The sequence below is a fragment of the Pigmentiphaga sp. CHJ604 genome, assembly GCF_036972535.1.
Lineage (GTDB): Bacteria > Pseudomonadota > Gammaproteobacteria > Burkholderiales > Burkholderiaceae_B > Pigmentiphaga > Pigmentiphaga daeguensis.
The window spans coordinates 3,093,226-3,107,650 of the sequence record NZ_CP136998.1; the positions used below are offsets into that span (position 1 = coordinate 3,093,226).

Below are 14,425 nucleotides of genomic sequence, written 5' to 3' on the forward strand. Positions count from 1 at the left end.
GTGCCCGCCTTGCCGTCCGCCCTGACCCTGCTGCTTCCCGGCCTGCTGACCGACGCCGCCATCGCGCCCGAACTGGCGCGCCAGCTCGCGGACCAGCCCGCCGTGCGCACGCTGGTCTCGTGGCTGGGCGCGGCGCGGCCCGTCCAGCAGGGCTTCGACCCCTTCGAGGCGGGCTGCACCTCGCGCGAGTACTGGTGGCTGCATCGCGCGGGCCACCGGCCCGCGGACGGCAGGATCGGCGCGGGGCTCGCGCCCTTGCTGGTGGACGATGCCCGAGACGGCCGGCCCGTCTGGCTGGCGGACCTGGCCCACGTGCAGGTCGGCCGCGACGGCCTGGTCCTGACCGACTCCACCGAACTGGGCACGACGCAGGCCGAGAGCGACGCGCTGCTGGCCGCGGCGCAGCCCGCGCTGGAGGCGCATGGCGCGGCGGCCCGCGCCGTCGATCCGCGCCGCTGGCGCCTGGACCTGCCCCAGGGCGCGGCCCGGCACACCGGCACGCCGGATGCCGTGACGGGCGCCGCGCTGGATGCCTGGTGGCCGCGCACGCCCGAGGCCCGGCCCTGGCGCAAGCTGGTCAACGAAATCCAGATGCACTGGCACGAGTCGCCGGTCAACGTCGCCCGCGAAGCGCGGGGGCAGGTCCCGGTCAACACCCTGTGGCTGCACGGAGGCGCGGTGCCATGGCAACCGGACTGGCCCGCCGGCCGGCCCGCGCTGGTGGCCGGCAGCGCGCCCTGGCTGCGCGCGCTGGCCGAACGCGGCGGCCTGCCCTGGCAGCGCCCTGCCGATGCGGCCTCGGCGATCCGGCCCGGCGCGCTGGTGGAACTGGACGACCTGGCCCTGCCCGAGCGCACCGACGACTGGCGCAGCTGGCTGGACGCCGCCGCGCGGCTGGAGCGCGACTGGTTCGTCCCGGCCGACGCGGCGCTGCGCGCCGGCGCCCTGCGGCACCTGATACTGGTGCTGCCGGCGCGCGAACGGCTGGTCACCCTGACCCTGGAACGCCGGCCCGCCCTGCTGCGCTGGCTGCCCTCCTCCCGACACGATTGGAAACGCTGGTGGTTGCCCCAAGAATCCTGACCCGTCAGCCCGACCCGGCGGCCCGGCGCCGCCTGGAACAGGCCGGCATCCATCCCCTCCTGGCCCGCCTGTGGGCGGCGCGCGGCGTGGCCGCGCCGCAGGAAACCGCGCCCGACTGGCAGGCCATGCTGGCCCCCTCGCTGCTGACCCACGCCGGCCGCGCCGCCGCGCTGCTGGCCGATGCCATCGCCGCGCGCAAGCGGCTGCTGATCGTGGCCGACTACGACTGCGACGGCGCCACCGCCTGCGCCGTCGGCCTGCGCGGCCTGCGCGCCATGGGCGCCGTGGTGGACTTCCTGGTGCCCAACCGCTTCGAGACCGGCTACGGCCTGTCGCCCGCGGTGGTCGACCTGGCCTGCGCCCACCCGGGCGGCAAGCCCGACATCCTGATCACCGTCGACAACGGCATCGCCAGCATCGACGGCGTGGCGGCGGCCCGCGACGCCGGCATGCAGGTGTTGATCACCGACCACCACCTGCCCGGCGACGTCCTGCCCGAGGCCCTGGCCATCGTCAACCCCAACCAGCCCGGCTGCGGCTTCCCGTCCAAGCATCTGGCGGGGGTCGGCGTCATCTTCTACCTGCTGCTGGCGCTGCGCGCGGAATTGCGCCAGCGCGGCGCCTTCGGTGGCGACAGCGGCCCCAGGCTGGATGCCCTGACCGACCTCGTGGCCCTGGGCACCGTGGCCGACGTGGTCCGGCTGGACGCCAACAACCGCCTGCTGGTGGCGCAGGGCCTGAAGCGCATACGCGCCGGCCGCATGCAGCCGGGCCTGCGCGCGTTGTTCGCGGTAAGCGGCCGCCAGGCCCGCGAGGCCAGCACCTTCGACCTGGGCTTCGCCCTGGGCCCCCGCATCAATGCCGCCGGCCGCCTGGCCGACATGAGCCTGGGCATACGCTGCCTGGTCACCGACGACGAGGACGAAGCCCTGAAACTGGCGCGCGAGCTGGACGCCATGAACCGCGAGCGCCGCGAGATCGAGGCCGGCATGCGCGACCAGGCGCTGGCCTCGCTGGACGCGCTGCCCGCGGCCTCGGCCGCCAGCCTGTGCGTGTTCGATGCCTCGTGGCACCAGGGCGTGGTGGGCCTGGTGGCGTCGCGCCTGAAGGACCGTTTCTGGTGCCCGACGCTGGCCTTCGCTCCCGCGGGCGACGGCGAACTGCGCGGCTCGGGCCGGTCGGTGCCCGACGTGCACCTGCGCGACGCGCTGGATCTCGTCTCCAAGCGCTACCCCAGCCTGATCCGCAAGTTCGGCGGCCATGCCATGGCCGCCGGCCTGACCCTGCACGAGGCCGACTTCGCGGCATTCGCGCCGGCCTTCGACGCCGCCGTGCGCGAACTGACGGGCCGCAGCCGTTTCGAGCCGGCGCTGGAAACCGACGGTTCGCTGGAGGCCGACTACGCCAATGCCGAGGTCGCCACCCTGCTCGACCAGCAGGTCTGGGGCTCCGGGTTCCCGGCGCCCGTCTTCGTCGACGCCTTCATCGTCCGCAACCAGCGGGTGGTGGGCGAGAAGCACCTGAAGCTGGCGCTGGAACGCGGTGGCCAGCGCTTCGACGCGATCTGGTTCGGCCACGCCGACGCCCTGCCGCCCGCCGTGGACCTGGCCTACCGCCTGGCGCTGAACAACTGGAACGGCATGGTGTCCGTGCAACTGGTGATCGAGCACGGCCAGGACACGGCGCGCTGAACGCCGGGCGCACCCCGCCGAAGGGCGTCCGGCCTACGCTAAAATAGCGGGTTACGCGAAAAATCACCTGGAATTCAGCATGGAAGCAGAACGCCTCAACCAACTCGAAGCCCAACTGCAGGACCTGGCTGCGCGCACCCAGGATCTACGGAGGTATCTTTGACTACGATGTCAAGGATGAACGCCTGCAGGTCGTGAACGCCGAGCTGGAAAACCCCGACGTCTGGAACGACCCCAAGCACGCCCAGGACCTGGGCCGCGAGAAGAAGGCCCTGGAAACGGTCGTATTGACCATCAACGAGATCGATTCGGGCCTGCGCGACGCCACCGAGCTGTTCGAGATGGCCGCCGCCGACAACGACGACGCCACGCTGGAATCCATCATCGGCGATGCCCAGGGCCTGGAGGAAAAAGTGGGCGGGCTGGAATTCCGCCGCATGTTCGCCAACCCGGCCGATCCGCTCAACTGCTTCCTGGACATCCAGGCCGGCGCCGGCGGCACCGAGGCGCAGGACTGGGCCTCCATGCTGCTGCGGCAGTACCTGAAGTACGCCGAGCGCAAGGGCTTCAAGGCCGAGCTCATGGAAGAGTCCGAGGGTGAAGTGGCCGGCATCAAGTCCGCCACCATCAAGATCGAGGGCGAATACGCCTTCGGCTACCTGCGCACCGAAACCGGCGTGCACCGCCTGGTCCGCAAGAGCCCCTTCGATTCGTCCGGCGGCCGCCACACCTCGTTCGCCAGCGTGTTCGTCTACCCGGAAGTCGACGATTCCTTCGAGGTCGAGGTCAATCCGGCCGACATCCGCGTGGACACCTTCCGCGCCTCCGGCGCGGGTGGCCAGCACATCAACAAGACCGACTCCGCGGTGCGGATGACCCACATCCCCACGGGCATCGTCGTGCAGTGCCAGAACGATCGTTCGCAGCACCGCAACCGCGCCGAGGCGATGCAGATGCTGAAGTCCAAGCTGTTCGAACTGGAAATGCGCAAGCGCATGGCCGAGCAGCAGAAGCTGGAGGACTCCAAGACCGACGTGGGCTGGGGCCACCAGATCCGTTCGTACGTGCTGGACCAGAGCCGCATCAAGGACCTGCGCACCAACGTCGAAATCTCCAACACCCAGAAGGTGCTGGACGGCGATCTCGATCCCTTCATCGAAGCCAGCCTGAAACAGGGCGTCTGAGCGGCGCCGGAACGCGACATGAGCGATGCCATCGTGATACTGAGCGGTGCCTCGCGCGGCCTGGGGGCCGCGCTGGCCCTGGCCGCCTGCCGGCCGGGCACGCTGCTGGTCACGCTGTCGCGCGGCGCGCATCCGTTGCTGGCGCAGCAGGCGCGCCGCAGCGGATGCCAGCACCGGCACTATGCGGTGGACCTGTCCGATCCGGCACAGACGGAAACCGTGGCCCGGGGCCTGTTCGCCGACCTGCCGGCGGGCGCCGCCCGCTACCGGCTGATCAACAACGCCGGCACGGTCGAACCCATCGCCCAGGCCGCCACGCTGGACGCCGCATCGGTCGCGCATGCGCTGCATGTGAACGTGGCCGCCGCCATGCTGCTGACGGCGGCCTTCCTGGCGGCCGCGCCCGCGCAGGCGGACCGCCGCGTGCTGAACATCTCGTCCGGCGCGGGGCAGCGGCCCATGCCGGGCTGGAGCGTGTACTGCGCCACCAAGGCCGCGCTGGACATGTACACGCGCACGGTGAAGCTGGAACAGCGGGGCTCGGGACTGCGCATCGCCGCGCTGGCCCCCGGCGTGATCGACACGCCCATGCAGGCCCGCATCCGCGCCACGCTGCCCGACGCCTTCCCCGCCGTGGAAGACTTCAAGGAACTCCACCGCGGCGGCCGCCTGGCCGCCCCCGCCGACGTGGCGGCCCGCATCCTCGACTACCTGGAACGCGACGACTTCGGCCACGCCGACATCGACGACATCCGACATTACTGACCCGATAGCCATCATGACCGACAACCGGCCCACCGCCAACGAACCCGCGCAAGACGAAAACCAGATCATCGCCGAACGGCGCGCCAAGCTCGCCCGCCTGCGCGAAGCCGGGCCGGCCTTCCCCAACGACTTCGTGCCCGCCGACCGCGCCGCCGCGCTGCACGCGGCGCACGACGGCACCGAGAAGGAAGCGCTGGACGCGGCCGACATTCCCGCCAGCGTCGCCGGCCGCATGATGCTCAAGCGCGTGATGGGCAAGGCCAGCTTCGCCACCCTGCAGGACTCGACCGGCCGCATCCAGATCTACCTGAGCAAGGAACTGGTCGGCGACCAGGTCTACGACGCCTTCAAGCACTGGGACATCGGCGACATCCTGGGCGTGCGCGGCAAGGTCTTCAAGACCAACAAGGGCGAACTGTCGATCCAGGCCACCGAGGTGCGGCTGCTGACCAAGTCGCTGCGCCCCCTGCCCGACAAGTTCCACGGCATCTCCGACCAGGAGATGCGCTATCGCCAGCGCTACGTCGATCTCGTCATGACCGAGTCGACCCGCAACACCTTCGTGGCACGCAGCCGCGCCATCGCCTCCATTCGCCGCCTGATGACCGAAGCCGGTTTCCTGGAAGTGGAAACCCCCATGCTGCACGCCATCCCGGGCGGCGCCGCGGCCAAGCCCTTCACGACCCACCACAATGCGCTGGACATGCCCATGTACCTGCGCATCGCGCCCGAGCTCTACCTGAAGCGCCTGATCGTGGGCGGCTTCGAGCGCGTGTTCGAGCTGAACCGCAACTTCCGCAACGAAGGCGTCAGCCCCCGGCACAATCCCGAATTCACCATGATGGAGTTCTACGCGGCCTACGGCGACTACCGCTGGCTGATGGACTTCACCGAGCAGCTCATCCGCCAGGCCGCCATCGACGCCACGGGCAGCGCCAAGGTGACCTACCAGGGCCGCGAGGTGGACCTGTCCAGGCCCTTCGACCGGCTGACCATCACCGAGGCCATCCACAAGTACGCCGATCCCGGCTACACCGACGAGCAACTGAACGACGAAGCCTTCGTGCGCGCCGAACTCAAGCGGCTGGGTGCCCACGTGGACGGCCCGCAACTGGCGCGCGCCGGCCTGGGCGCGCTGCAACTGGCGCTGTTCGAGGAAACGGCGGAAGCCAAGCTGTGGCAGCCGACCTACATCATCGACTACCCGGTGGAAGTGTCGCCCCTGGCGCGCGGCTCGGACACGCGCCCCGGCATCACCGAACGCTTCGAGCTGTTCATGGTCGGCCGCGAGATCGCCAACGGATTCTCCGAGCTGAACGACGCCGAGGACCAGGCGGAGCGGTTCCGCAAGCAGGTCGAAGCCAAGGATGCCGGCGACGAGGAAGCCATGTACTACGACGCGGACTACATCCGCGCGCTGGAGTACGGCATGCCTCCGACCGCCGGCTGCGGCATCGGGATCGACCGCCTGGTGATGCTGCTGACCGACAGCCCCAGCATCCGCGACGTGATCCTGTTCCCGCACCTGCGGCCCGAGGACTGATCCCCCCGATCCATCGAGCAGGGATGCGCCGCAAAGCGGAAGGATCGCCGGAAGAGGCGCTTGAACGTACCGCAAGGAGTATCCATGGTCCCCGCGCAGCGTCACCTGGCCTTTCTCCTGTCGGTGTTCCTGGCCGGCGCCACATTCGCGGCTGCACCCCAGGACCCCGCCGGCTATCCCGACGCCGATGCCAGCGATCCCGCCAGACTCGGCTGGATGGTCGGCTCTCCGCCGCCACCGGACCGCATCCTGCGGTTCGACGACGGCTCGTACTTTCGCTTCCCCGCGATGCGCTGGAGCGTCTCCCACTTCCGCCAGCTGATGCCCACGGTGAACGTCTCGCGCGGTCTGGGCGCCGCCGCCCCTCTGCCGCGCGCGCTGCGCGACGACATCGACGGCCTGGTCTTCCAGCCTCTGGGGTCGGACCGGACCATGACCTGGCAGGCCTCGCTGAAGGCCAACTATACCGACGGCATCGTCGTGCTGCACAAGGGGCGCATCGTCTACGAACGCTACTTCGGCGTGCTCGACCAGCAAGGCCAGCACGGCGCGATGTCGGTGACCAAGTCCTTCATCGGCACGCTGGCCGCCATGCTGGCGGCCGAAGGCACGCTGGATCCGTCGCGCAGGGTGGCCGAGTACGTGCCGGAACTCGCATCGTCCGCCTTCGGCGATGCGACGGTGCGCCAGGTCATGGACATGACGACCGGCATCCGCTTCAGCGAAGACTATGCCGATCCCGACGCCGAGGTCTGGGCCCACGCGGCCGCCGGCAATCCGCTGCCCAAGCCCGGTGACTACACCGGGCCGCGCAGCTACTACGAATTCCTGCAAACGGTGAAGCCGGAAGGCAAGCACGGCGAGGCCTTCCATTACCGCACGGCCAACACCGACGCGCTGGGCTGGGTGCTGGCCCGTGCCAGCGGCAAGCCGGTGGCGCAACTGCTGTCCGAACGCATATGGAGCCGGCTGGGCGCCGAGCAGGATGCCTACATGACGGTCGACTCGACCGGCACGCCGTTCGCCGGCGGAGGCCTGAACACGGGCCTGCGCGACCTGGCTCGCTTCGGCGAGATGATCCGGAACGATGGCTTCTTCAACGGCCGGCAGATCCTGCCGCCCGCCGCGGTAGCCGACATCCGGCGCGGCGGCGACCCGGCGGACTTCGCCCGCGCCGGCTACGCGCTGCTGGCGGGCTGGACCTACCGCGACATGTGGTGGGTCACGCACAACGCGCACGGCGCCTTCACCGCGCGCGGCGTGCATGGCCAGGCGATATATGTCGACCCCAAGGCGGAAATGGTGATCGCGCGCTTCGCCTCGCATCCGGTGGCGAGCAACGCCGCCAACGACCCGACCTCGCTGCCCGCCTACCATGCGCTGGCGCTGCACCTGATGGGTTCGCGCTGACCGGGGCGTGGGTCCGAGGGCCCGCCGGCGCCTGGGGTCTGTTCACGCTAAAAGGAGGGGTTCAGTCCGGGATTTCCGGTTCGACCAGCTTGGCCAGCTGGAGCAGCGACTCCTGCCAGCCGAGATAGCACATCTCCGTCGGAATGACCTCGGGAATGCCGGCCTGTTCGATGTCCAGGTCGGTGCCGCAGGCCACCTGCCTGAGCACGACCGTGACCGCCATTTCGCCCGGCAGGTTGGGATCGTCGAACTTGTCGGTGTAGCGGATCTTCTGGAACGGGACCAATTCCTGGTACTCGCCGCCGAAGGAGTGCGCGTTGCCGGTCGTGAAGTTGCGGAAGGACATCTTGAAGGTCCCGCCCACCTTCGCTTCCAGGTGATGGACCTGGCAGGTGAAGCCATACGGCGGCAGCCACTTCGCCAGCGCGTCGGGCTCGACGAAGGCGCGATAGACGCGCTCGGGGGTGGCGCGCAGGACGCGGTGGAGTCGAACGGTTCCGGTAGCCATGGTGAATCTCCTTTCGTCAGGGTGGTTACATGCCTACGACGAGCGGGAAACCGGGAAATCGACAGAACGACCCATCAGTGAAAACCCTAGGCATCACACCCTGTCATTCCCAGACGTTGGCCGACCGCTCGAACCCGTCCCGGTAGGGCTTGCCCACGCAGAACCGGTGTCCGCTGGGCGCCTGCATGACCACCCAGGCCTCCTTGCGCGACACGAGGACGGCGCCGAGTCGTTCCAGGCGCGCCACCTCCGCCTCGATCGCATCGGTCTCGATGTCGAGATGGGCGCGCCTCGTGCTCGACCTTCTGGATGATGACCTGAACTTCCCCCGGCCTGGTCACGAGCTGGATGAAACGGCCATCCGGATCGATTTCCCCGGGCAAGGGATACCCCAGCGCCGCGCTCCAGAAGCGCGCTTCCGACAGCAGATCGCCGGTCTTGCAGTCGATGACGATGTTTCCCAATCGGCTCTTGTGCATCACAGCTCCCGAACGACAACGGCCACTACTTCCGCGCGTGCTCCCGCAGATAGTCCAGCACCGCGCGCTGGTCTCCCGTGAACACGATACGTGCCGCCTTCAGCTTGCGCTGGTAGACGTACATGGGATCGTAGTAGCCGGTCAGCAGTTCCTCGATCCAGGCCCGGTGCGGTTCGACACTTCCCCCTCGCGCCTGCTCGGCCAGGGCGGCGTCCATGACCGCCGCCAGGCGCTGATGGCGTTCGCCGCCCAGCCGCTTGCGGATATTGTCCAGGCTTGCACGCAGCCGCTGGCCGAAAAGCGCCCTGCCCGCTTCTTCGCCATGAAGGACGACGAACTCGGCGCACAGATCCACCACGTAGTCGCGCAGGATACGCTCCACACGGTTCTGCAGGCTGTCCTCCAGCCAGACCACAGGATATTCCTGCATGCCCTGGAAAAGGCTGAACGGCACGCTGCAACTGCCTATCGCATGGCTTTCGTCCTCCAGCACGAAACGGGCATGGCCGGCTTCCCGCTTCCTGAGCACGTCGATCGCCAAGCCGTTCTCGAAGCCAATCTGCGGCGGCTGCCCGGTGGCATGCTTGCCGAAGCTCGATCCGCGGTGATGGGCGTGCCCCTCCAGGTCCAGGGCATGGTCCAGCGCCCGCAGCACATCGGTCTTGCCCGTTCCCGTCATGCCGCCCAGCACGATGAAGCCGCACTCGGCCACGGCCCGTTCCAGCGTGTCCATCAGGAAACCGCGCATGGCCTTGTAGCCGCCCACCACGCGCGGATAGGCGATGCCCGCCTCGTCCCGCAGCCACTGCTGGACGATTTGCGAACGAAGGCCGCCGCGGAAGCAATACAGGCTGCCCTCGGGATGCACGCGGGCGAAGGCCGCCCAGGCCTCGATCCGTTCAGCCTTGGTGCGGCCCCGGACCAGTTGGTGGCCCAGCGCGATCGCGGCCTCCTGGCCCTGCTGCTTGTAGCAGGTGCCGACCTTCTGCCGCTCGATGTCGGTCATCAGCGGCAGGTTGACGGCCCCGGGAAAGGCGCCCTTGCGGAATTCGATGGGCGCGCGCGTATCCATCAGGGGCGTGCCCCGCAGGAACAGCGCGCGGTAGTCGTCGATATCGCCGCGCATCACACCACTTCGACCGCGTAGTCCCGCCGCTCGACCAGTTCCCCGATGGGCTCGAGCGCCAGTCCGGATTCGGCGGCCGCCGCCAGGAACTCCTCCTCGCCATCGGGCGCGACCGCCACCAGCAGGCCGCCGCTGGTCTGCGGATCGCACAACAGGTCGATGCGATCCTGGCCCAGCGGCGCGATGCGCTGGCCATAGCTGTCGAAATTGCGGCCCGTGCCGCCCGGTACGCAGCCTTCGGCCAGATAGTGCTCCACGCCCGGCAGGCGCGGCACCTTGGCGAACTCGACCCGGGCGCTGACGCCGCTGCCGTCGGCCATTTCCACCAGATGGCCCAGCAGCCCGAAACCGGTGACGTCGGTCATGGCCTTGACGCCGGCCAGCCGGCCGAAACGGCTGCCGGGCCGGTTCAGCGTGCACATCCAGTCCCGCGCCAGGTTCACATCTTCGGGGCGCAGCTTGGCCTTCTTCTCGGCCGTGGTCAGGATGCCGATGCCCAGCGGCTTCGTCAGGTACAGCTTGCAGCCCACCGTGGCGGTGTCGTTGCGCTTGAGCCGGGCCTTGTCCACCACGCCGGTCACGGCCAGCCCGAAGATGGGCTCGGGAGCGTCGATCGAATGCCCGCCCGCCAGCGGAATACCCGCGGCGTCGCAAGCCGCCCGGCCGCCGCGCACCACCTCGCGCGCCACTTCGGGCGGCAACAGATTGACCGGCCAGCCCAGGATGGCGATGGCCAGCAACGGATCGCCGCCCATCGCATAGATGTCGCTGATGGCGTTGGTGGCGGCGATGCGGCCGAAATCGAAGGGGTCGTCGACGATGGGCATGAAGAAATCCGTGGTCGACACCACGCCGCGCTCGTCATCCAGCGCGTAGACCGCCGCATCGTCGCGCGAGGCGTTGCCCACCCACAAACGGGGGTCGAGATTCTGCGCGCCGCTGCCGGCCAGGATCACGTCCAGGACCTTGGGCGATATCTTGCAGCCGCAGCCGGCCCCGTGGCTGTACTGCGTCAGGCGTATGGGAGTGCTCATGGATCGTTCGCAATGGCTTGATGGAAGCCATTCTAGAACACCCGTCCGGGCGGCCCTGCCGCCCGGCGCCCATTACTTCCCTTCCGGCATCGCCGACGAGTGATGGCTGGTGATCAGCCATTGCCGCCCGTCCCAGCGATAGGTATAGGTGTAGCGCGCCTTGACCGCGGCCCCCGTCCGGGCGAAGGTGAAGGTGTACAGCCCCGAGTCGACCGCGGTATTGCATCCCAGCGCGATGCGGCGCTCGTCGATCCGGCCCGCCGGGCGGTCTTCCAGGAAATGATGGAAGTAGTCTTCCTTGGCCTCTGCGCCATAGCGCGGCTGGTTGGACAGGGTGGGCAGCAGCACCGAATCCGGTGCGTAGTTCGCCACCACCCGATGCGGATCGCCGGTCTGCAGCGAGCGGTTCCACCGGTCGAACAAGCCGGCGATCTCCTGCTCGCTGACGCCCTTGCAATTTTCCAGGTGCGGCGCCAGCGCACCCCCGGACACCCTAGGATTCGTGGCACAGCCTGCCAGCGCGCCGGCCAGAATCACCATTCCCAGACGTTTCATGAACTTCCCCCTTCATTATTGTTGTGGAAGTGAATGCTCAAGCATAGCGGAGAGCGGCCTCGGTGCAGGCCTGCTTGCGGCCCCCGGCCGCCTCAAGAACCAAACCTCCACCGGTAGTCCAAATCATCACTTGCATTTTTATGTCTTATATCTTATATAAGACATAGGACCTACCCTTATAGAAAGTCATCCTCCCCTACATCGCAACGACGCAACATAAGTGGTAGATTTAACCGGTTTTCCTTCGGAGCCCATCATGCCGCACAACACGTTCAAAACCCTGAAAGAGTTCAAGATCGGCAGCAAAACCGGCCAGTACTATTCGCTCCCGGCGCTCGGCAAGGCCCTGGGCGTGGCGGTAGAACGATTGCCCGTCTCCCTGCGCATCGTGCTCGAATCCGTCCTGCGCAACTGCGACGGCAAGAAAGTCACCGAAGAACACATCAAGCAACTGGCCCACTGGAAACCCAACGCCAAGCGCGAAGAGGAAATTCCCTTCGTCGTCGCCCGCGTCGTGCTCCAGGACTTCACCGGCGTCCCCCTGCTGGCCGACCTGGCCGCCATGCGCAACGTCGCCGCCAAGCTCGACAAGAATCCCAAGGCCATCGAACCCCTGGTTCCGGTGGACCTCGTCGTCGACCACTCCGTCATGATCGACGCCTACGGCACCAAGAACGCCCTGGACATCAACATGAAGCTGGAATTCAAGCGCAACCACGAGCGCTACCAGTTCATGAAATGGGGCATGCAGGCCTTCGACACCTTCGGCGTGGTGCCCCCGGGCTTCGGCATCGTCCACCAGGTGAACCTGGAATACCTGGCGCGCGGCGTGCACAAGCGCGACAAGGTCTACTACCCTGACTCGCTGGTGGGCACCGACAGCCACACCACCATGATCAACGGCATCGGCGTGGTCGGCTGGGGCGTGGGCGGCATCGAGGCCGAGGCCGCCATGCTGGGCCAGCCCGTCTACATCCTGACCCCCGACGTCGTCGGCGTCGAACTCAAGGGCAAGCTGCGCGAAGGCGTCACCGCCACCGACCTGGTCCTGACCATCACCGAGATGCTGCGCCGCGAGAAGGTCGTGGGCAAGTTCGTCGAGTTCTGTGGCCCCGGCACCGCCAGCCTGACCGTGTCCGAGCGCGCCACCATCGGCAACATGGCGCCCGAATACGGCGCCACCATGGGCTTCTTCCCGGTGGACGAGCGCACCATCGACTTCTTCAAGGGCACCGGCCGCACCAAGGAAGAAATCGAAGCCTTCGAGGCCTATTACCGCGCCCAGAAGATGTTCGGCGTCCCCAACGCCAAGGACATCGACTACACCAAGCTGCTCACGCTGGACCTGTCCACGGTCGCGCCCTCGCTGGCCGGCCCCAAGCGTCCGCAGGACCGCATCGAGATCGGCGACGTCAAGACCACCTTCAGCGACCTGTTCAGCAAGCCGGTGGCCGAGAACGGCTTCTCGCAGCCCGCGGAAAAACTCGACCAGGTCTTCACGACCGACAACGGCATCCCTATCCAGAACGGCGACATCCTGATCGCCGCCATCACCTCCTGCACCAACACGTCCAACCCCAGCGTGCTGCTGGCAGCGGGCCTGCTGGCCAAGAAGGCGGTGAAGGCCGGGCTCAAGGTCAAGCCGCACATCAAGACCTCGCTCGCCCCGGGATCGCGCGTCGTCACCGAATACCTCCAGAAGACCGACCTGCTGCCCTACTTGGAACAGCTGGGCTTCGACGTGGCGGCCTACGGCTGCACCACCTGCATCGGCAACGCCGGCGACCTCGCCCCCGAACTGAACGACCTCATCACCAAGAACGACCTGGTGTGCGCGGCCGTCCTGTCGGGCAACCGCAACTTCGAGGCCCGCATCCACCCGAACATCAAGGCCAACTTCCTGGCCTCGCCGCCCCTGGTCGTGGCCTATGCCATCGCCGGCACCATGAAGCGGGACCTGATGACCGAGCCCGTGGGCCGCGGCACCAAGGGCGACGTCTACCTGGGCGACATCTGGCCGACCCAGGCCGAGGTCGAGAAGCTGATGAAGTACGCCCTGGACCCCAAGGCGTTCAAGAACAACTACGCCCAGGTCAAGACCAATCCCGGCAAGCTGTGGCAGGACATCCAGGGCGTATCCGGACAGATCTACGACTGGCCCAAGTCGACCTACATCGCCGAACCCCCGTTCTTCGAGGATTTCACGATGGAACCCGGCGCGGCCAACGCCGTGGTCAAGGGAGCCCGGGCGCTGGGCCTGTTCGGCGACTCCATCACCACCGACCACATCTCGCCGGCCGGCTCGATCAAGGAAAGCTCGCCCGCGGGCAAGTACCTGCAGGCCAACGGCGTGATGAAGGCCGACTTCAACAGCTACGGCTCGCGCCGGGGCAATCACGAGGTCATGATGCGCGGCACCTTCGCCAACGTGCGCATCAAGAACCTGATGATCCCGCCCAATGCCGACGGCACGCGCGTGGAAGGCGGCATCACGCTGCACCAGCCCAGCGGCGAACAGCTGTCGATCTACGACGCAGCCATGAAGTACATCGCCGAGGGCACGCCCACGGTGATCTTCGGCGGCGAGGAATACGGCACGGGTTCGTCGCGCGACTGGGCCGCCAAGGGCACGCAACTCCTGGGCGTGAAGGCAGTCATCGCGCGCAGCTTCGAGCGCATCCACCGCAGCAACCTGGTGGGCATGGGCGTGCTGCCCCTGCAGTTCAAGGCTGGCGACAGCATCCAGTCCCTGGACATCACGGGCCGCGAGACCTATGACATCACCGGGCTGGAGAACGGCATCAAGCCTCAGCAGGACGTGACGCTGACCATCCACTACGAGAACGGCACCAGCAAGCAGGTTCCGCTGCTGCTGCGCATCGACACGCCCATCGAGGTGGACTACTACAACCACGGCGGCATCCTGCCCTTCGTGCTGCGCCAGTTGCTGGCGGCCTGAAGCCGGCCGGCCCCGGCGGCCGCCTCCAAGGCCTGCGCTTGCGGTGCCCCCGGCATCTGGCGCAGGCCTTGCCACATCCGCGGAGCCC

Annotated in this window: 11 protein-coding genes and 1 pseudogene; 7 read left to right on the plus strand and 5 right to left on the minus strand. The window is 67.9% G+C overall.

Features of this window, described 5'->3' with window-relative positions; translation table 11 throughout:
* From R4823_RS14880 to R4823_RS14905, 6 genes are all read left to right on the plus strand, one after another.
* Nucleotides 1-1,083: a hypothetical protein gene (locus R4823_RS14880; protein ID WP_338615272.1), complete on the plus strand. Its 1,083-nt coding sequence runs from the start codon at nt 1-3 to the stop codon at nt 1,081-1,083.
* Entirely contained in the window at nt 1,062-2,774 is a 1,713-nt protein-coding gene (gene recJ / locus R4823_RS14885; protein ID WP_338615273.1) for a single-stranded-DNA-specific exonuclease RecJ, read from the plus strand. Before R4823_RS14880 ends, recJ begins: the two co-directional genes overlap by 22 nt.
* A 79-nt stretch (nt 2,775-2,853) precedes the next feature.
* Nucleotides 2,854-3,958 (plus strand): peptide chain release factor 2 gene (gene prfB / locus R4823_RS14890; RefSeq protein WP_132978777.1). Its coding sequence is split into 2 segments (ribosomal slippage): nt 2,854-2,934 and nt 2,936-3,958, totalling 1,104 coding nucleotides; the frame shifts between segments, so codons are not numbered across the junction.
* Nucleotides 3,959-3,976: 18 nt separating this feature from the next.
* A complete protein-coding gene (locus R4823_RS14895; protein WP_338615274.1) occupies nt 3,977-4,723 on the plus strand; it encodes an SDR family oxidoreductase in 747 nt (248 codons plus the stop codon).
* Between the two features lie 13 nt (nt 4,724-4,736).
* Entirely contained in the window at nt 4,737-6,266 is a 1,530-nt protein-coding gene (gene lysS / locus R4823_RS14900; protein WP_087836980.1) for a lysine--tRNA ligase, read from the plus strand.
* Between the two features lie 216 nt (nt 6,267-6,482).
* Nucleotides 6,483-7,676, plus strand: coding sequence for a serine hydrolase (locus R4823_RS14905; protein WP_243724359.1), 1,194 nt, complete (start codon nt 6,483-6,485; stop codon nt 7,674-7,676).
* 61 nt (nt 7,677-7,737) lie between these two features.
* Here the strand turns inward: R4823_RS14905 and R4823_RS14910 are convergent, their stop codons facing one another.
* The 5 genes and pseudogenes from R4823_RS14910 to R4823_RS14930 all read right to left on the minus strand — a co-directional run bounded on the left by R4823_RS14910 (nt 7,738) and on the right by R4823_RS14930 (nt 11,378).
* Nucleotides 7,738-8,184 (minus strand): SRPBCC family protein, encoded by a 447-nt coding sequence (locus R4823_RS14910; RefSeq protein ID WP_279816454.1) that lies wholly within the window; start codon nt 8,182-8,184, stop codon nt 7,738-7,740.
* Between the two features lie 103 nt (nt 8,185-8,287).
* Nucleotides 8,288-8,479: pseudogene (locus R4823_RS14915) on the minus strand (VOC family protein); the annotation flags it as partial.
* Between the two features lie 209 nt (nt 8,480-8,688).
* Nucleotides 8,689-9,789, minus strand: coding sequence for a tRNA 2-selenouridine(34) synthase MnmH (gene mnmH / locus R4823_RS14920; protein WP_338615275.1), 1,101 nt, complete (start codon nt 9,787-9,789; stop codon nt 8,689-8,691).
* A complete protein-coding gene (selD, locus tag R4823_RS14925) occupies nt 9,789-10,823 on the minus strand; it encodes a selenide, water dikinase SelD (protein ID WP_338615277.1) in 1,035 nt (344 codons plus the stop codon). The genes mnmH and selD overlap by 1 nt, the downstream gene beginning before the upstream one ends.
* Nucleotides 10,824-10,895: 72 nt before the next feature.
* Entirely contained in the window at nt 10,896-11,378 is a 483-nt protein-coding gene (locus R4823_RS14930; RefSeq protein WP_338615278.1) for an SgcJ/EcaC family oxidoreductase, read from the minus strand.
* 256 nt (nt 11,379-11,634) lie between these two features.
* On the opposite strand from R4823_RS14930, the gene acnA reads away from it, so the two are divergent.
* Nucleotides 11,635-14,337 (plus strand): aconitate hydratase AcnA, encoded by a 2,703-nt coding sequence (gene acnA, locus R4823_RS14935; protein WP_338615279.1) that lies wholly within the window; start codon nt 11,635-11,637, stop codon nt 14,335-14,337.
* Nucleotides 14,338-14,425 lie beyond the last annotated feature (88 nt).